Genomic DNA, 18,362 nt, shown 5'->3' with positions numbered 1-18,362 from the left:
TGGGCACGCGTGAGTACGCTGCGCGCCTTCGCCCGCGCCCAGGCGCTGGCCGCCGGCGTGGCCCAGCCGGTCGCCACCGTCCGGCACCTGCACCTGTCCGAGCGGCCGCTGGTGCTGGTGCCGCTGGCGATGGCCGGCGAGGCGAACGCGCCGCTGGCGGCGCTGGTCGGCGACGCCCCGGACGCGGCGCGGCTGCTGATCGTGCCGCAGCCCCGCAACCGCGACCAGCGGTTCGCGTTCGCCGCCGAGCTGGCCGCGATCGTGCTGCCCCACCTGGACGGGTTCCGGGGCGTCTCCGAGGCGGTTCCGGTCGACCGGGGCCGGGACGTGCGGTACCGCCACGTCGACGCCCCGCAGCTGTTGGTGCCCAACCCCGCCGGGATCACCTTCCTGCGGCTGCTCGGCCGCTCCACCCGGTTCCGCCGCCCCGACGGGGAGTACCCGGTGCACCCGTCGGTGCCGGTGCTCGGGCGCTGGCTGACCTTCTTCGCCGAGCGGGCCGAGCACCCGGGCTCGTCGGCGCTGCTGGCGATGACCGACGCGCTGAGCCTGCACTGGGCCACCGGGCAGAGCGTGGTGGAGGACCTGCACCTGCCGGCGCTGCTCGGCTGGATCGACCCGCCCGCCGGGCTCACCGGCGCCGAGGCGGCGGCCCGGGCCGAGGACCCGGCGACCTGTCCGCCCGCCGGCCCGGCCACCGACCCCGACTTCGACAACACGCTCCTCGCCCCGGCCATCGCCGCGTACACCGCCGCCGAGGACGACCCGGTCGCGCGCGCCGGGGCGTACGCGGAGCTGCGGCGCCTGCTGCACGAGCAGCTCGCGCCCACCTGGGAGCTGATGTGGCGCGGCGTGGGGTTGCTGCGTGCCCTGCCGCCCGGCGCCCGGGTGGCCGGCCGGTGGGACGGCGACAAGGACGCCTTCACCGGCTACGCCGAGCACGTCGACGCCGGCGGCGCGCCGCAGCCCCGCCGGGACGGGGCGGTCACCGCCGCCCAGCGGCTGCACCGGCTGGAACGGGCCCTGACCTCGTACGCGGTGCAGCGCGCCTACGACGACCCGCTGGTGATGGCGGAGCACCGGCTGACCGGGGAGGCGTTCGTCGGCGAGGTGACCCTGGTGGACCCGAAGCGGGTGGACGACACCGGCAAGCGGCCGGTGCTGCGACCCCGCATCCAGCTGGTCACCACCGAACCGGTGCCGATGCCGGCCGGTGCGGCGCTGTACTCGCCGGCCCGGCCGGCGCAGAAGGCCCGGGTGGTCTTCGTGACCCCGGCGCCGGACGGCAAGACCGAGGTGGTGCTGGAGCTCTCCGGCGGGATGGGGCGGGGGCTGACCGCGCCGCCGGGCAGCGTGCCCGAGGTGGGGGAGCGCCTCTGCTACACGACCCTGTCGGACGCGTTCATGCCGGCGGGGACGTTCCCGGCGCCGGAGGAGACACCGTGGACGCACGGCGGCCCGCCGGCCGTCACCGGCGACTCGGGCGAGGAATCGGGCTTGACCCTCACGTAACGGCAGGCGGGAGCCTCGTTGGCGGAAGGGAGGGAAACCATGGCCTACACGGTGGGACAGGTGGCGAAGGCGGCCGGCGTGACCGTGCGGACGCTGCACCACTACGACGAGATCGGACTGCTCTCGCCCAGCGGACGCAGCGGCACGGGCTACCGGCGTTACGACGACGCCGACCTGGAGCGGTTGCAGCACATCCGCTACTACCGGGAGCTGGGGTTCCCGCTTGAGCAGATCGCCGCGATCCTCGACGACCCGGCGAGCGACCCGGCGGCGCACCTGCGCCGCCAGCACGAGCTGCTGTCCGTACGGATCAGGAAGCTCCAGGAGATGGTCGCGGCGATCGAGTTCGCGATGGAGGCGAGCAAGTTGAACATTCCACTCACCCCGCAGGAGCGCTTCGAGGTCTTCGGCGACTTCGACCCGGACGCGCACGCCGAGGAGGTCGAGCAGCGCTGGGGCGACACCGACGCGTACCGCCAGTCGAACGAGCGGGTCTCCCGCTACACGAAGGACGACTGGCTGCGCAACAAGGCCGAGAACGAGGACTGGGCGCGGCGGTTCGTCGAGGTGATGTCCTCCGGGGCACCCGCGGACGGGCCGGCGGCGATGGACCTGGCCGAGGAGCACCGGCAGCTCATCAGCCGCTGGTTCTACGACTGCCCGGTCGAGCTGCACACCTGCCTGGCCGACATGTACGTGTCGGACGAGCGGTTCACCGCGTACTTCGAGACGATCAAACCGGGGATGGCCGCGTACCTGGGTGAGGCCATCCACGCCAACGCGATCACCCGCGCCTGAGGCGCGGCCGACCCCGGAGGTCAGCAGTGCTCATCGTCGCCGGCAGTCTCTACGTCGACCCGGACCAGCGGGACGCCTACCTCGCCGACTGCGTGGAGGTCGTCCGGCAGGCACGGTCCGCGCCGGGCTGCGTCGACTTCGCGATCGGCGCGGACCTGGTCGAGCCCGGCCGGATCAACGTCTACGAGCGCTGGGAGTCCGAGGAGCAACTGCTCGACTTCCGGGGATCCGGCCCCGCCGAGGAGCAGACGGTGGCGATCCGCGGCGCGGAGGTGCACCGCTACCTGATCTCCGGGGTCGAGGCGCCCTGACCGGGCCGGGTCACTAGGGCACCAGGTCGGCGGCGACGTCGACGGACGGGATCAGCCCCAGCGCCTGCATGCCGAGCAGGGCCGCGCCGAAACCGGAGCCCTCGTGCCCGGCAGGGAAGCGCACCGGCATGCTCGGCGTAGCCGGGGTGCGGCTCGTCGAGCGGGTAGCCCACCGAGTGGTGGGCGAGGCGCACACCGTCCACGTCGTACGCGATCGCCTTGGTGCTGGTGGTGCCGATGTCGACGCCGATCACCACCGGGCGGAGCGGGTCACCCACCGGTCCCACCCCCTCGTCGGCCCTGGGTGCCGCCGACGTTACCCAGCGTCCGGGTGGTCCGTAGGGGGAACAACCCGGTTTCCCGGTCGGGTCTTCCTCGGCACGCCCGCGCCCGGCGCGAATGCCCGTCAGTGTGAACGCTTCACACGTCCACCCGACGGGGAGGAAGTCACGATGAGGCCGAAGCCGCTCTGCGCGCTGGTCACCGCCCTCGCCACGGTCGCCACCACGGCGGTCGCCGGCGTCCCGCCCGCCGCCGCGCGGCACCAGGACGGCGGCTACTCGGCGGAGGTCCGCCGGGCGTCGTACGGCGTTCCGCACATCACCGCCCGTAACTTCGCCAGCCTCGGCTTCGGCGTCGGCCACGTCCAGGCCGAGGACAACATCTGCGTGATCGCGGAGAAGGTCGTCACGGTCAACGCCGAGCGGTCCCGCTACTTCGGCGCCGCGAGCCCCACGGACGCCAACGTGCGCAGCGACCTGTTCCACCGCAAGGCGATCGACGACCGCACCGCCGAGCGGCTGCTGCAGGGCCCCCGCGACGGCGTGCACTCCCCGTCGAACGAGGTCCGCGACCAGATCCGCGGCTTCGTCGCCGGTTACAACAGCTACCTGCGCCGCACCGGCGCGGCCAACCTCACCGACCCGGCCTGCCGGGGCAAGCCGTGGGTGCGCCCGCTGACCGAGCTGGACATGTGGCGCACGAGCTGGGCCAGCATGGTGCGGGCCAGCTCCCGGGCGGTGCTCGACGGCATCGTCGCCGCCGCCCCGCCCACGGCCACCGGCCCGGCCGCCGTCCTCGACGCCCCGGGCGCCGCGGCGGTCGTCGCCGCCCGTGACGGCGCGCCCGCCGGCGTCGGCAGCAACGCGTACGGGCTGGGCGCGCGGGCCACCACCCACGGCGGCGGCATGGTGCTGGCCAACCCGCACTTCCCGTGGGAGGGCGCGGAGCGCTTCTACCGGATGCACCTGAAGGTTCCCGGCCGCTACGACGTGGAGGGCGCGGCGCTGGTCGGCGACCCGATCATCGAGATCGGGCACAACCGCACGCTCGCCTGGAGCCACACCGTCTCCACCGCCCGCCGCTTCGTCTGGCACCGCCTCGCCCTGGTCCCCGGCGACCCCACCTCGTACTACGTGGACGGCCAAGCCCGGAAGATGACCACCCGTACGGTCACCGTCCAGGTGCCCGCCCCGGGCGGCGGCACGGTGCCGGTCAGCCGCACCTTCCACGACACCCACTTCGGGCCGGTGGTCGTCGTCCCCGGCACCTTCGACTGGACCGCCACCGCCGCGTACGCGATCACCGACGTCAACGCCACCAACAACCGCGCCTTCGACGGCTGGCTGGAGATGGGCCGGGCGAAGACCGTACGCGAGCTGAAGCGGGTCCTCGACCGGCACCAGTTCCTGCCCTGGGTGAACGTGATCGCCGCCGACGCCCGTGGCGAGGCGCTCTACGCCGACCACTCGGTGGTGCCCCGGGTCACCGACGAGCTGGCCGCCGCCTGCATCCCCGCGCCGTTCCAGCCGCTCTACGCTTCCAGCGGCCAGGCCGTCCTCGACGGTTCCCGGTCGGTCTGCGCGCTAGGCCGCGACCGCGACGCGGTGGTGCCCGGCATCCTCGGCCCGGCCAACCTGCCGATCCGCTTCCGCGCCGACTACGTGACGAACTCCAACGACAGCCACTGGCTGGCCAACCCCGAGGCGCCGCTGGAGGGCTTCCCGCGCATCATCGGCAACGAGCGCACCGAGCGCAGCCTGCGTACGCGCCTCGGCGTGGAGCAGGTGCGGGAGCGGCTCGCCGGCACCGACGGGCTGCCCGGGCGGGGCTACACCACGTCCCGGCTCTGGCAGACGGTCTTCGGCAACCGCGCGTACGGCGGCGAGCTGCTGCGCGACGACCTGGTGGCGCTGTGCGCCGCGCACCCGACGGCGACCGCCTCGGACGGGACGACCGTCGACCTGCGCGGGGCGTGCGCGGCGCTGAAGGGCTGGGACCTGCGGGTCGACCTGGACAGCCGGGGCGCACACCTGTTCACCGAGTTCGCCCTGGCCGGCGGCGTCCGGTTCGCCGACGCGTTCGACGCCGCCGACCCGGTGCGTACGCCGAGCCGACTGAACACCGCCGACCCGCGCGTGCTCACCGCCCTCGCCGACGCCGTCCGCAAGCTCGCCGGCATCCCGCTCGACGCGCGCCTCGGCGACATCCAGACCGAGCCGCGCGGCGACCGGCGTGTCCCGATCCACGGTGGACGCGCCGAGGCCGGCGTCTTCAACATGATCATCAGTCCGCTGGCGCCCGGCGTCGGCTACCCGAAGGTGGTCCACGGCTCGTCCTTCGTGATGGCCGTCGAGCTGGGTCGCGACGGCCCCTCGGGCCGCCAGATCCTCACCTACTCCCAGTCGAGCAACCCGAACTCGCCCTGGTACGCCGACCAGACCCGGCTCTACTCCGGCAAGGGCTGGGACACCATCAAGTACACGGAGGCCCAGATCAAGGCCGACCCGAACCTGCGCACCTACCGGGTGGGGGAGGGCCGCCGCCACTGACCCACGCTCGCGTCCGCCGCTGGGGTCCTCGCAGATCTTGGTACGGAACGGCCCCTCCAAGGGCCCTTTCGTACCAAGATCTCCACCGTTCACCCGGCAGCGTCGACACGCCCGACGGATGCGCATCGCCTCGGCGAAATCCTCCTCTCGCCCGATTTCGGCCGCCGTTCGGTCAATTTGCCCCGTTACGGCGTGTCCCCGCCGGGCGTTGTCGCAGTTGACAGCTGTGACACCCCGGTTGGTGGCCTGCGCGGCGAAGGAGTCGGCGTGGCAAGGACTGATTCGACGGGTTCCACGTGGCGGTACCGGTGGGTGCACCGGCAGAACGAACGGCGGCGGCGGGAGTTCCGCAGCGCCGACAAGGCATGGCGACGACGCGACGACGAACTGCGCCGCCTGCGTACCCTCGCCGAGGAGTTCCAGGGCTCGGCCGAGGCGGGCGCCGGCCTGCCCCTGGAGCTCGCGCCCGACGAGGTGGTCTTCTGGGTGCTGCCGGCCGCGCAGCTGGTGGAGGTCCGACACACCACCGTGCTGCCGGCGCCGGACCTGACGGTCGCCCCGGCGGCCGCGCCGCCACGGCCACGGCGGCCCGACGGCGTCCGGATCGCCGACGCCGGCATGGCGGTCATCACCAACCGCCGGCTGGTGCTGCTCGGCGGTCGCGGCCGGCGCGACTGGTCGTACGGCAGGATGACCGGCCTGGCCCATGACCCGCACGCGCCGGTCACCCTCATGCAGGTGCTGGACCGGCGGCGCACCTCCGGTCTCATGCTCCCCGCCGACGTCGCCGCGGACTTCCGGTTCAAACTGACCCTGGCCTTCGCCGACGCCATCGAACAGCGCGGCGCGGTGCTCGACCAGCTCGACGAGGCGATCGCCGAGCACGCGCAGCTCAAGCCGTTCCGGCCGCAGATCGCCACCCCCGCGCAGGCCCGGCACTTCGCGTTCGTGCCCGGCGGCCGGCGCACCGTGGCCGTCGCCGCCGGCATCGCCCTGCTGGTGCCCGCTGCCCTGCTGGACACCGATCCCTCCGACCCGACCGGCTCCGAGGTCGCCGTCGCCGCGACCCCCGCGCCGAGCACCGCCGCCCCGCCGGTCGTCCTGCCGGCCGCGCCGGCGAAGGCGCCGCCCGCCGTGTCGAAGCCGCGACGCGGCAGCACCGCCGCCACGCCGACGCCCGCCCGCGAACCGCGCTGCGGCGCCCCGGCCAACCCGATGGGGTACGACTTCTGCGGCGGCGAGCGCATCCGCAGGCCGGCCGTCGAGGTGTGCGACTGGTTCGACTGCGTACCCGAGTTCTGGGCCGGCCGGGGCCACCTCGTTCAGTGCGGCGACGGCTCGGTCAGCCTCACCGGCGGGCGGCGCGACGCCTGCGCCGCACACGACGGAGTGCGCCGCACCGTCTGGCGCTGACCCTGCCGGCCGGTCGGGCCGGCTCGCCGACTACCGCCGAGGCGATGCGGTGCCATCCGAGGGATCCCGGGTGGCGCGGCCGTCGCATGATGTTCCGGTGATCTACCTCCCGAGCGACGGGCGTCGCAAGAAGAAGAGCCGCTTCGACAACTGCGACGCCTGCAACTGCGACATTCCCTGCTGCGACCTGGGGCTCTTCTCCACCCTGCTGACCCTGGGCGCGCTGGCCGCCCGGCTCGTCTCGCCCGGCCGGACCTCGGCGCCGTCGACCGTCGCCGCCGGGCCCACCGTCGCGGCCGGACCCACCGTCGCCGCCGGGCGGGCGCCGCTGGTGGACCGGGCCGGACGGGCCGCGATCCTGGGCTACCGGCGCTGGCTGTCGCACCGCTGGCCCGGGCAGTGCCGCTTCACCCCGACGTGCAGCGCGTACGGGCTCGCCGTCGTCGAGCGGCACGGGCTGGCCGTCGGCGGGCGGATGGCCGCCGACCGGGTGCGCCGCTGCCGGCCCGACGTGCCGCGCGGCACCCACGACCCGGTGCGCTGACCGGGTGCCGGCGACCGGTGCGCTGCTCGTCGGGGTGCTCTGAGCTGCGGGGATGCCCCCATCCGCGCCTCGGGATCGGTCATGATGACAGCATGGAGATCCGCTCCGACGACGGCGCCCGGGTGAGGATCCGGCCCGTGGGCTACCAGCCCGGGGTCGAGCCGCCGGACGACCCGGACGAGGCGGCGGAGTGGGACGACTGGCTGCTCGTCGAGACCGACGCCCGCACCGCCGACGGGCAGGCCTGGTCGCATCTCGAACCCTGCCTGACGGTGGCCGAGGCGTACGCGCTGGCGGGCTGGCTGCGGCAGCAGGCCGAGACGACCAGCGACCCGGCGGAGCCCTTGGCGGTGGCCCGCTTCACCGAGCCGAACCTGGCCTTCCGCACCCGGGTGCTGCGGCGTCGCCGGCTGGCGCTGACCGTCGAGTTCGCGTACGAGTCGCTGCCGCCGTGGATGCGGCGCCAGCCGTCGGGCGCGGTCTACCCGCTGACGCTCACCGTCTCCGCCGACGCCCTCTCCATGGCCGCCGAGCAGTGGGCGCGGGAAACCGACGCGTACCCCCACCGCGCCACCTGCTGACGGTCGGCCTGCTCGCAAGTCGATTTTCCGCCTACCGGGTCACCGCGTGGGGCGGTGGCGGCGACACTGGACGGACGACGAACCGCAGGGGGCGGGATGGCCGACGAGGAGCGGACGGAGATCCGACGGTGGTCGTCGCGACGGGTCTGGACGGTGGGGCTGCTCGGTGCCGGGGTCACCCTCGTGGCACTGGCCTTCGCCGTCGCCGCCATCGTCCATTCGTCGGACGAAGTGGGCGGGCCCTCCGACCAGGTCGAGTACCAGGCGCGGATCCGCGCCGGCCGGTCCGGTCTCTTCCCCGGCACCCTCCACGTGGAGGCCGAGCGGCGGGTGCCGGTGGGCGCAGAAAGCAGGATCGGGATCTGGGCGTGCGGCCCGGACAGCGGTGTGGCCTGCCCGGCCGCCACGGCGACGTCCGGGCCCGTCCCGGACGCGAGCCGTGAACCGGTGGCCGTCCCGCTCGGTGCCCGGGTGCGGATCGACCTGACCGGCGGCAACCCCGAAGCGATGACTGTCAGGTCGGTGGACGCGACCGGGGATCCGGCACAGCCACTGACCGAACGCGACGACGTGGCCTACTGGGCCTGGTTCGTGAAGGCCACCCGACCTGGCACGTACCCGCTCGTCGCGAGCGTGTCGGTTCTCGCGGGCGATTCCGAGACGCTGCTGATACCCCGGGAGCGGGTGGACATCGAGCTCACGGTGACCAGGACGGGCGCCTACACGGCGCGCGAGGCGACCCGCGGCGGCTGGGTGGTGACCCAGTGGCTCGTCGGCACGGTGATCGCGTTGCTGGGCACCGGGTTGATCACCGCGGCGACCCTTGCCCGATGGCGGCGCGGGCATCGGCGCGGTCCCGGTAGGTCGCGGCGTCGTCCCACCCGGGCCGGCCGGCCGGACGCCTGAGTCACTCCGGGCCGCTGCCGGCCTCGGCGGGACCGGCACCAGCACCGAGGTCGGGGATGGTGAGGGCGCCGTCGGGGCCGAGGGGGAGGCCCGGGTTCCAGGCGATCTCCCAGACGTGCCCGTCGGGGTCGGCGAAGCAGCCGGCGTAGCCGCCGTAGAAGGTCTCGCGCGCCGGCACGGTCACCCGCGCCCCGGCGTCGGCCGCCGCCGTCAGCAGCTCGTCGACCTCGTCCCGGGAGCGGACGTTCTGCGCCAGCGTCGTCCCGCCGAAGCCACCCGCGCCCAGGTCGTGAACGCCCGCGTCGGCGGCCAGCTTCTCCCGGCTCCACAGCACCAGCGCCAGGCCGCCGGCCTGGAAGAAGACGGTCTGCTCGACCTCCTGGCCGTGCCAGCCGAGCCGCTCGTAGAAGGCGCGTGCCCTGGCCACGTCGGCGACGCCGAGCGTCACGAGGCTGATCCGCTGCTCCATCACCCGGCGACCCTCCACCTACGACCCGGCACCGTCCACCGCCACCGTAGCGTCGACGCCCGACAGGCCGTCCCGGCTCCGGTGGCTCAGTCCCGTGCCGTCATCCGGTCGGCGAGGCGGCGCAGGGCGGGGGCGGCGGCGAGCAGCGTCTCGCGGTCCGCGCCGTCCAGCTCGGCCAGGGCGGCGGCGAGCAGGTCGCGCCGGTGCCGCCCGTACGCGGCCATCCGCTCCCGGGCCGCGTCGGTCAGATCCAACCGGACGGTGCGGCGGTCGGCCGGGTCGCGCTCCCGGCGCAGCAGGCCGGCGGTGGTCAGCTCGCCGACGAGGGTGCTGACCGTGTTCGGCGCGGTGCCGAGTCGCTCGGCGGCCTCACGGACGCCGATTCCCGGCCACCGCTGCACGAGCCGCAGCACCTCCACCTGGGCGTCCGGCAGGGCGGTGCGGCCGACCCGCTGGATGGCGGTCCGGCGCAGCATCCGGTGCAGGTCGCCGAGCGCTCCGCCGAGCTGGTCGACCGTCTCGTCCGTCACAGTCAGGCCCTTCGTCGGCGCAATAGCTCTGTAGTCAGAGCTATCGTAGCCGGGCCGAGCCGTCAGTGAGGGACCACCATGCCGCACGCCACCGCGCCACCCGTACGACCGGGCGAGCGCGTCGCCGCGCCCACCGGGCGGGCCGCCGTCGTGCTGCTGGTGCTGCTCGGCACGCTCACCGCCGTCGGGCCGCTCTCCCTGGACACCTACCTGCCGGCGTTCCCGGAGATGACCGGCGACCTGTCCGCCAGCCAGGCGCGGATCCAGCTCTCGCTGACCACCTGCCTCATCGGCATGGCCCTCGGCCAGCTCGTCACCGGTCCGCTCAGCGACCGCTTCGGGCGGCGCCGGCCCGTGCTGGTGGGCGTCGCCGCGTACACCCTGCTGTCGTTGGTGTGCGCGGCCGTGCCGACAGCCGAGACCCTGGCGGCGGCGCGCCTCGCGCAGGGCTTCGCCGGCGGCATGGGCGTCGTCGTCGCCCGCGCCGTCGTCCGCGACCTCTACTCCGGGCGCGAGGCCGCCAAGTACTTCTCCCGGCTCATCCTGGTCTTCGGCGTCGCCCCGATGGCCGCGCCGGCCTTCGGCAGCCTGGTGCTGCGCTTCGGGGACTGGCGTACCGTCTTCGTCGCCCTCGCGGTGATCGGCGCGCTGCTCGCCGCCGCCGTCGCGTGGCGGCTGCCGGAGACGCTGCCCGCCGCGCGGCGCAGCACCGGCGGCCTCGCCGCCACGGCCGCCGCCGGTCGCTCGCTCTTCGCCGACCGGATCTTCCTGGGGTACGCGCTGGCGCAGGGCCTCGCCTTCGCCGCGCTCTTCGCCTACATCTCCGGGTCGTCCTTCGTCTTCCAGGACGTCTTCGGCGTCTCGGCCGGCGCGTTCAGCCTCATCTTCGGCGTCAACGCGCTCGCCCTGGTCGCCGCCGGCCAGCTCAACGCCCGCCTGCTGGACCGCTTCGCGCCCCGCACCCTGCTGCTGCGCCCGCTGGGCGTGGGGCTGCTGGCCGCCGCCGTCCTGCTCGCCGGCGCGCTGCTCGGCAGCCTGCCGCTGGTGGCCGTCGCGCTCTTCGTCTTCATGGGCTCCCTCGGCATGGTGATGCCGAACGGCACCGCGCTCGCCCTGGACCGGCACCCCGCCCACGCCGGGACGGCCGCCGCGCTGCTCGGCACCATCCAGTCGCTGGTGGGCGCGATGGCCGCCCCGCTGGTCGGGCTGGGCGGCGAGGGCAGCGCCGTCCCGATGGCCGTGGTGCTCGCCGGGGCGGCGGCCGCCTCCCTCGCCGTCGTCGGCACCCTGGCCCGCGCCCGCCGTTAACCCCTCGCTCGGGCCGGGTGGCCGGCGGTAGCGTGCCGGCGTGTCCCGCTCCGTCACCCTCGTCCTGGTCGACGCCGCTGGCGCCCCGCTGGGCGTGCTGCCGCCCTTCGACGTCCCGTCGCCCTGGTGGCAGGAGGTCGGCCCCGTCGTGGCCGAGGCCCGCCGACGGTACGGCGTGGAGGTGGCCGTGCTCCGCCTGCTGACCGGCGACGCGCCGCAGCCGATGGGCGGCTCGGTCACGTACCTCGCACAGGTCGACGGGCCGCCCGCCACGCCGCTCGTACCGGCGACGCTCGACCTGTCGGCGGACCCGCTGCGCGCCCCCTACGCCGAGCCCGGCGGCCCGGCGCGCAGCCTCGCGTGGGCGACGGCCGAGCTGCGGCGGCTCGGCTGCCCGGCGGAGGCCGTCACCCAGCAGCGCACCTGGAACCTGTCGGCCGTCTGGCGGCTCGACGGGCCGGGCGGGACGGCCTGGCTGAAGCAGGTGCCGGCGTTCTTCCGGCACGAGGCGGCCGTGCTGCGCTGGCTCGGCCGGGCCGCGCCGGGGAGGACGTCGACGCTGCTCGCGGACGACGGCGACGGCCGGATGCTGATCGCGCACGTGCCCGGCGAGGACCGTTACGGGGCGCCGATCGAGGAGCGGCTGGCGATGGCCGCCGCCTTCCATCCGGTGCAGGTGCGGTCCGTCCCGGACGTGGCGGACCTGGTCGCGGCGGGCGTACCCGACCTGCGCGCCGACGCCCTGCCCGGCTGGATCCGCGATCGGCTGGCCGGCCACGACGCCTCGTCGGTGCGGGCGCTGCTGGCGGGGCTGGATGCGCGGCTCGACGAGGTACGCGGGTGCGGGCTGCCGGACACCCTCGTGCACGGCGACCTGCACCCCGGCAACGTACGCGCCGACGCCGGGCGGCACGTGGTCATCGACTGGGGCGACGCGTTCGTGGGACACCCGGCGTTCGACGCGCTGCGGCTGGCCGAGGGGCTCGCGGACGACGTCGCCGCCCCGGTGCTCGCCGAGTGGTGCGCGCGGTGGCGGGCCGAGGTGCCGGGGTGCGAGCCGGAGCGGGCCGTGGAGCTGCTGCGGCCGGTCGCGGCGCTGCGGCTGGCGGCGGTGTACGCGATGTTCCTCGACGGCATCGAGGCGAGCGAACGGATCTACCACGCCACGGACGTCGACAGATACCTGCAGCAGGCGCTCGCACCCGCTGCCCGGTGACCCGTGACCAGCAGCGTCACGATGAAGTGGGCTTGCTGCCGCGCTCGTTGCGCGCACCGACCGGGCCTTTGACAATGGCTGGCACATTAGCGCCAGCAGCAAGTCTCCGGTCAACGATCTGTCGCAGAAATGAGCCCCATGTTCTTTCGCTTCTTTCACCGCAAATGGGTCAAGGCCATGGGGCGCGTGCTCGACTCGCGGCTCCACAGCGTCCAGAACTCGCATGCGAAGTGGGCCTTCATTGTCCAGTTCGTGGGGCCGGACGGGCAAAAAACCAGGCTCGAGGTCATGGGGGACTCCCGCACCCTCGGGGTCGCAGTTGGCGCCACAGTGCCGCTGCTCGTGAGCCCCGACGGAAAGAAGGCAGTCTTCGACAGGACCGATCCGCAGATCAACGCGACGGAGGTCGTCAAGAGCCGTAAGAAGGCCGAGGAGGAGCGCTTCCGCAGACAGCTTGAAAACTGAGCCTCCATCGTGGCGGTGCCAGCAGGGCCACGGCGGTAGTCGGGCGAGCGCCTTCCGGGCAGGGCCAGGACCTCTCAGCCGAGTGGCCCGATGCGCAGATGCTGGGCGGCGCATCCAGGCGGCAACCAGCCGCCAGTTGGAGCGCATGGCCGTCACCGGTGTTCTCTGACAGGTCATCCGGGTTCGTGCAGAAACGTCTGCACGCTCGGCAGGTCGGCGAGAGCTGCTTCGATCAGGGGGCGGACCTCGGCCCAGTCGAGGCCGCCGTTGCCGCAGCCGAGCGCCGGCACCGCCACCGAGGCGATGCAGTTGTCGCGCAGGACGCGTACCAGATCGGGCAGCCCGGCCTCGATGTCGGCAAGGCGGGACGACGAGCGCCAGTGACCCTTGGTCGGGAAGTTGACGACGTAGCGGTGCCGGCCCGGCGTGCCCGAGTCGTACACGAACATCCGTCCGAGACGGACGGTGCCTGCTGCGCAGGCCGCGCGGTATGCGGTGAAGTTCGCGGGATGGGCCTGCTTGAAGGCCAGGGCGAGGCCCCTGCCCATCACGCCGACGGTGTTGACGGGATTGACGAGTGCCTCGACGTCCGCGTCGAGCAGGTCGCCGTGCCGAATGCTGATCACGAAGCCGTTGCTACCACTCGGCTGTGACATCGCGCTTCCGTCCAGAGAAGTACCTCGGGCTGTCAGCGAGACATGTGGTGGGAGCGGGCCATAGCATCGCTGCTATTACCTGATGGCGCGAATGAGAGGGTGAAGCGATGAGCGATCGCGTCGACTGGAACGACCTGCGTGATCGCCGAATGGCGGAGCCCGGAGCCGCCGAGGCTTACGAGGTGACGCGCATCGCCTTCGAGCTTGGGCAAGAGGTGCGGCACCTGAGGGAACACAAGGGGTGGAGCCAGAGTCAGTTAGCGAAGTCTGCGGGAATGACCCAGCCCGCCGTGGCCCGGTTCGAGGCTGGCGGCACCGTGCCAACCCTGCCGGTACTGGAGTGTTTCGCACGTGCGCTTAGCATGAAATTGGATGTCAGATTCGCTCCGGACGCAGACGCTACCTGAGCGCCCCTCCCCGAATCGGTTCGCCCGTCCCTATGCGGCGAGGGACTCGCCCTTGAACACTTCACGGCGGTGTCAGGAGATGTGCACGATAGCGGGAACCTGCGTCCCGGGGCGAGGCTGCAACATCCTGCCGTGCAGGTCATAGGTCGACCGACCCGCCGGCGTACGGGCGGTGAAGGCGGCCGACACCTCAATTCGCAGGTCACCGTCGAGGCCCAGCGCGCCAAAGTCGAACAGCTTGTGGTGCAGCACGCAGAGAGCCAGGCCGTTGTCGGGGCTGTCCGGGCCGTCGAAGGCCCACCAGCGCACGTGCGCCGCCTCCACCCCAACCGAGGCGTGGCCGAGTTGGCCGTCGTACCCGCAGAACGCGCACTGCCTGTCCCATGCCTGGAGTACCGCCACCCGCCAGGAGGCATCACGCCGCCGCGCGGGAACTGGCATGACGCCCGGCGCCTGGAGGATGTCGTCGGGATCGAGCCCGGCGGCGGTGAGCACGTCGGGCGCGATGGTGGGCGGAAAGTGCTGCTCCACCAGGGCGCGGGCGACGCGCCGTACCAGATCGGGGTCCTTGCGTAGGGCGGATTCGGTGGCGGCATCGAGGCGGCCTACCACGTCGTGGGCCGCCAACGGTCCGACCAGATCCATCGGCACGTCCCGGTTCAGCGTCCACACGCCGTCGCTGCGGAGCCGGGTGAACGGGTACGCGGCGCTCTGCGCCCGCCCCGTCTTCGACGCCGGGCCGAACTCCGCGATCAGGTCGCTGAGCCGCTCCTGCGTCTGCGACCACGCCAGCTCGCTGGATCCTCCCCGGTCGAGCTGGCCGAGTGCCAGCAACACCAGCAGTGGCTTGTGCGGTGCGCGTCGGCCACGCTGCTGATGCAGTCGCAGCGAGGTCAGCCGGTCCAACACCTCCTGGCGGATGCTCATGCGGCGATGGTGCGGGCGGTGGCGTACACGTCGGCGGGGAGGGCGTGCGCCAGTCGCCAGATGATCCGGATGGGCCGGTCGCCGGTGTGCTCCCGATAGGTCATCGGGCCGGCGTAGAGGTAGGCCGGCGCGCCCAGGTCCCGGTCCGCGACCCGGGTCTCCCGTACGAACAGGTGCACCGTCGAGCCGCGCGAGGCGTGGTGGATGTAGCGCTGACCGGTCACCGACGCCGACGACGTGGTGCTCTGCGACTCCCACTGGAACAGGCTGTCGGTGATGGCCCGGTCGGCGTACATGGTGGTGGGAGAGTAGTGCGCCTCCGACTTGACCAGGGTGACGAAGAAGAGATCCGCCTTGGCGTCGGGCAGCCACTTCACGCCCTCGCGCAGCGAACCCGGGTTCGGCATGCCGAAGGCCGCGCACGCCTCGTTGCGGCTGTAGCGGGCGTGCACCCGCAGCGGCACCTCCGCCGACAGCGGCTGCGGCGTGACCCGGTGGATCCGCTCGCGCAGCACCTCGGCCACCTGCCGCAGCTCGGCGCAGCGTGCCGGCTCGGCCCAGAGCCGCGTCAGCCGCTCGTCCCGCGAGGTCAGCGGCACGTTCGGCCCCCACAGGTCGAAGTGGAGCATGTCCCACAGCCGTCCGGCACCGGGCCGGTCGCCCGCCGCCACCCGGGTCAGCAGGGCCAGCCGGTCCGGGTCGTCGAGGTGCAGCATCCGCCCGATGGCCCGGCCCAGCTCCCGGTCGTCCGGCCCCGGCGTGGACGGCTCCAGCCCGGCGAGCCGCCGCAGCCCGGTCCATCCGCCGATGGTCGCCGACCGGTAGACGTCCTCGATCTCCACGCCGGTCTCCCGCAGGAACCCGGCGAGGCTGACGTCCCCGAGATGGCGTAGCTCCGCCAGCAGGCCGTTCTTCGAGGTCGGCATGACGGTACGCAGGTTGTCGAGCACGACCCTGCGGGCGACCGGGTCGAGTTGGATGTGGCAGCCGCTGGGCAGCGACGGGAAGCCCTGCTCGACGGCATCCCTGATCTCCCGGCGGCTGACCCCGGTCAGGGCGCGCCAGCGCAGGTCGAAGCGGAAGTTGGCGTGCTGCCCACCGATGAAGTCGAGCACCGTCAGGCAGGGCTTGTCGTCGTCCAGGCGCAGCCCACGGCCGAGCTGCTGGAGGAAGATCGTGGCGCTCTCGGTGGGCCGCAGCATCAGGATCGTGTCGACCATCGGCAGGTCGACGCCCTCGTTGAACAGGTCGACGGTGAAGAGCACCCGCAGCTTGCCGGCCTTGAACTCCCGCAGCAGATCATGCTGCACGGGCCGGTCGACCTGGGAGGTCACCGCCGCCGACGGAACCCCGTGCCGGGTGAACCACTCCGCCATGAAGCGGGCGTGGGCGATGCTCACGCAGAACCCGAGCGCCCGCATCCGGTCCACGTCGACCGTGTCGCGTACCGCCTTCAGCACCAGCCGCGCCCGCGCGTCGTTGCCGGTGTAGAGGCCGTCAAGCTCGCCGATGTCGTACCCCTGGCCGCGCTTCCAGCGCAGCCGCGACAGGTCCACGTCGTCGTGCAGCCCGAAATACTGGAACGGCGCGAGCAACTGCCGCTCCAACGCCTCCCACAGGTGCAGCTCCACCGCCACGCGGCCGTCGAACCACCGCCGCACATCCCGACCGTCGGCCCGGTCGGGGGTCGCCGTAAGCCCCAGCAGTACGCGCGGCCGAAGCCGCTCCAACAGCCGGGCGTACGTCGGTGCCTCCGCGTGGTGGAACTCGTCGACGATCACCATGTCGTACGCCTCGGGGTCGATCTCCCGCCGGTGTAGCGACTGGATGGAGGCGAAGACGTGCCGCCACCTGGTCGGGGTCTTGCCCCCGACCAGCGTTTCGCCGAAGCTGCCGTCGAGCATCACCTGCCGGAACGTCGCCAGGCTCTGGGTGAGGATCTGCTCCTGGTGGGCGACGAAGAGCAACGAGTCGACCTGGCCCTTGCGTTGCAGGCGCCGGAAGTCCAGCGCCGCGACGACCGTCTTGCCGGTGCCGGTCGCCATCACCACCAGGTTCCGGTGCCGGCCGTGCACCTGGCGCTCGGCGTCGAGGTCGGCGAGGATCTCCGCCTGGTACGGGTACGGACGCACGTCCAGGTTGGCGATCTGCGTCGGCGAGTCCTCGCGCCGCTCCCCGCTGAGGGCGTTCCGCAGCCGCTCGGCGTCCCGGGTGGCGTCGTAGTCCTCGAACGCCGGGTCGTTCCAATAGTCCTCGAACGTGGCGGTGAACGTGTTGATGACGTGCGGCTGCTCGACGTTGGAGACGCGTACGTTCCACTCCACGCCGTCGATCAGCGCGGTCTTCGACAGGTTGGACGATCCGACGTACGCGGTGCTCATGCCGTTGCCCCGGCGGAACAGCCACGCCTTGGCGTGCAGCCGGGTGGTCCTGGTCTCGTAGGACACCTTGATCTCGGCGCCCAGCTCGGCGAGCCGGTCGAGGGCCCGCTGATCGGTCGCGCCCAGGTAGGTCGTGGTGATGACGCGCAGCTTGCCGCCCCGGGCGATCAGCTCGCGGATGGCGGGCTCGACGATGCGCAGGCCGTACCACTTGATGAACGCGCAGAGCAGGTCGACCTGCTCCGCCGAGGCCATTTCGTGGGTGACCTCGTGGCCGATGCGGGGCTGGTGGCGGCCGTTGACCAGCAGCGCGCCGGTGGAGAGCGGGGTGGTGGGGCGTTGGGGGAAGGCTGGTTGCGCGGGCGGGGTGGGTGGGGCGGCGATGGCGTGCAGGAGGTGCTTGGCGTCGGTCACCTGGTCCTGTGCCGTCGACGCCTGCGGGCTCCCGGAGGCGATGGCGTCGGCGATGCGGTTGGCGAGTTTGATCTGGCGGTGGAGCTTGTCGTCGCCGCTGGGGACGGCGTGCAGGGCGCGGAGGGCCAGGGTGGCGATGTGACGGGCGAGGGCGTCGGGCGCGTCGGCGGGGTCGAGCTTTTGATGCTGGACGAGGGCGGGGTCGACGTGCTGGAGGCGGCCAGCCAGCTCGCCGGTGATGAGGTGCTCGTAAACGCCCCGCTCAAGATCCATCACCATGGCAAGATAGCCAATTTCACCCTCAAGCGGCTATCCCTGCTACGCCTCCTTGAAAGTGGTGTCAGGTATTGGACAACTCGATCCAAGGCCGTTCTTTCCAAGAAGCTCCAGATGCACACGCCCAGACGCCCAGACGTCCTGCCGACGTGGAAGGCTGAGCGCACCAGGTGATTGAACTGGGGCGACAGCTGCTTTCAGACGCTAGTTGCAGTGACAGTACGACCCTCTCAGGCAGTTGACAGCTCAGACAGATGAATCATTGCTGCCTGATCAGGTGAAGACCCGCGTCCCGCTGGCGGGACTCTGTCCGGTAGGGTCTTCGGCACGCCTTGTGGGGGTGATTAGCAGCGTCTGGACTGGAACTGCCGCCTATGCTCAGAAACAGAAACGCGTTATGGCTGTTGCGTTAGCTGA

Annotated in this window: 17 protein-coding genes; 12 read left to right on the top strand and 5 right to left on the bottom strand. The window is 72.8% G+C overall.

Features of this window, described 5'->3' with window-relative positions:
- The first annotated feature begins 9 nt into the window (after positions 1-9).
- The 8 genes from GA0070610_RS22310 (at position 10) to GA0070610_RS22270 (ending at position 8,896) form a co-directional block, all read left to right on the top strand.
- Positions 10-1,512, top strand: a complete 1,503-nt coding sequence (locus GA0070610_RS22310) for a hypothetical protein (RefSeq protein ID WP_089001856.1) — start codon at positions 10-12, stop codon at positions 1,510-1,512.
- A 39-nt stretch (positions 1,513-1,551) separates the two neighbouring features.
- On the top strand, positions 1,552-2,310 hold the full coding sequence (locus GA0070610_RS22305; RefSeq protein ID WP_089001855.1) for a MerR family transcriptional regulator: 759 nt from the start codon (positions 1,552-1,554) through the stop codon (positions 2,308-2,310).
- A 26-nt stretch (positions 2,311-2,336) separates the two neighbouring features.
- Positions 2,337-2,621, top strand: coding sequence for a putative quinol monooxygenase (locus GA0070610_RS22300; RefSeq protein ID WP_089001854.1), 285 nt, complete (start codon positions 2,337-2,339; stop codon positions 2,619-2,621).
- Between the two features lie 452 nt (positions 2,622-3,073).
- Entirely contained in the window at positions 3,074-5,452 is a 2,379-nt protein-coding gene (locus tag GA0070610_RS22290; protein WP_089001852.1) for an acylase, read from the top strand.
- 267 nt (positions 5,453-5,719) lie between these two features.
- A complete protein-coding gene (locus GA0070610_RS22285; protein ID WP_089001851.1) occupies positions 5,720-6,865 on the top strand; it encodes a hypothetical protein in 1,146 nt (381 codons plus the stop codon).
- Positions 6,866-6,962: 97 nt separating this feature from the next.
- Complete coding sequence (gene yidD, locus GA0070610_RS22280; protein WP_172896576.1) at positions 6,963-7,409, top strand: membrane protein insertion efficiency factor YidD; 447 nt, start codon at positions 6,963-6,965, stop codon at positions 7,407-7,409.
- A 92-nt stretch (positions 7,410-7,501) separates the two neighbouring features.
- A complete protein-coding gene (locus GA0070610_RS22275) occupies positions 7,502-7,990 on the top strand; it encodes a WapI family immunity protein (RefSeq protein ID WP_089001849.1) in 489 nt (162 codons plus the stop codon).
- A gap of 96 nt (positions 7,991-8,086) precedes the next feature.
- Positions 8,087-8,896: a hypothetical protein gene (locus tag GA0070610_RS22270; RefSeq protein WP_089001848.1), complete on the top strand. Its 810-nt coding sequence runs from the start codon at positions 8,087-8,089 to the stop codon at positions 8,894-8,896.
- 1 nt (position 8,897) lies between these two features.
- On the opposite strand, the gene GA0070610_RS22265 is transcribed toward GA0070610_RS22270, so the two are convergent.
- Together GA0070610_RS22265 and GA0070610_RS22260 are read right to left on the bottom strand one after the other, a co-directional pair.
- Positions 8,898-9,365 carry a VOC family protein gene (locus GA0070610_RS22265; protein ID WP_089001847.1) on the bottom strand — a complete coding sequence of 156 codons (468 nt, stop codon included), beginning with the start codon at positions 9,363-9,365 and terminating at the stop codon, positions 8,898-8,900.
- Positions 9,366-9,451: 86 nt separating this feature from the next.
- A complete protein-coding gene (locus tag GA0070610_RS22260) occupies positions 9,452-9,841 on the bottom strand; it encodes a MarR family transcriptional regulator (RefSeq protein ID WP_172896711.1) in 390 nt (129 codons plus the stop codon).
- Positions 9,842-9,973: 132 nt separating this feature from the next.
- Here GA0070610_RS22260 and GA0070610_RS22255 point away from each other — a divergent pair, with 132 nt between their 5' ends.
- The 3 genes from GA0070610_RS22255 (at position 9,974) to GA0070610_RS22245 (ending at position 12,884) form a co-directional block, all read left to right on the top strand.
- Positions 9,974-11,203 carry a multidrug effflux MFS transporter gene (locus GA0070610_RS22255; protein ID WP_089001845.1) on the top strand — a complete coding sequence of 410 codons (1,230 nt, stop codon included), beginning with the start codon at positions 9,974-9,976 and terminating at the stop codon, positions 11,201-11,203.
- Between the two features lie 40 nt (positions 11,204-11,243).
- On the top strand, positions 11,244-12,419 hold the full coding sequence (locus GA0070610_RS22250) for an aminoglycoside phosphotransferase family protein (protein ID WP_089001844.1): 1,176 nt from the start codon (positions 11,244-11,246) through the stop codon (positions 12,417-12,419).
- Between the two features lie 138 nt (positions 12,420-12,557).
- On the top strand, positions 12,558-12,884 hold the full coding sequence (locus GA0070610_RS22245; protein WP_157747209.1) for a DUF3592 domain-containing protein: 327 nt from the start codon (positions 12,558-12,560) through the stop codon (positions 12,882-12,884).
- Between the two features lie 173 nt (positions 12,885-13,057).
- Here GA0070610_RS22245 and GA0070610_RS22240 read toward each other — a convergent pair whose 3' ends face one another.
- Positions 13,058-13,510, bottom strand: coding sequence for a macro domain-containing protein (locus tag GA0070610_RS22240; RefSeq protein ID WP_089003664.1), 453 nt, complete (start codon positions 13,508-13,510; stop codon positions 13,058-13,060).
- Positions 13,511-13,647: 137 nt separating this feature from the next.
- Between GA0070610_RS22240 and GA0070610_RS22235 the strand changes: the two genes are divergently transcribed.
- Positions 13,648-13,947 (top strand): helix-turn-helix domain-containing protein, encoded by a 300-nt coding sequence (locus tag GA0070610_RS22235; protein ID WP_089001842.1) that lies wholly within the window; start codon positions 13,648-13,650, stop codon positions 13,945-13,947.
- 72 nt (positions 13,948-14,019) lie between these two features.
- Here the strand turns inward: GA0070610_RS22235 and GA0070610_RS22230 are convergent, their stop codons facing one another.
- Together GA0070610_RS22230 and GA0070610_RS22225 are read right to left on the bottom strand one after the other, a co-directional pair.
- Complete coding sequence (locus GA0070610_RS22230) at positions 14,020-14,874, bottom strand: phosphorothioated DNA-binding restriction endonuclease (protein ID WP_089001841.1); 855 nt, start codon at positions 14,872-14,874, stop codon at positions 14,020-14,022.
- Entirely contained in the window at positions 14,871-17,948 is a 3,078-nt protein-coding gene (locus GA0070610_RS22225; RefSeq protein ID WP_392567266.1) for a DUF3427 domain-containing protein, read from the bottom strand. The genes GA0070610_RS22230 and GA0070610_RS22225 overlap by 4 nt, the downstream gene beginning before the upstream one ends.
- Between the last annotated feature and the right edge of the window lie 414 nt (positions 17,949-18,362).

This window comes from Micromonospora echinofusca (genome assembly GCF_900091445.1).
Taxonomy (GTDB): Bacteria; Actinomycetota; Actinomycetes; order Mycobacteriales; family Micromonosporaceae; genus Micromonospora; species Micromonospora echinofusca.
The sequence above is the reverse complement of the archived record's forward strand: the minus strand, read 5'-3'. Positions and strand labels throughout refer to the sequence as shown.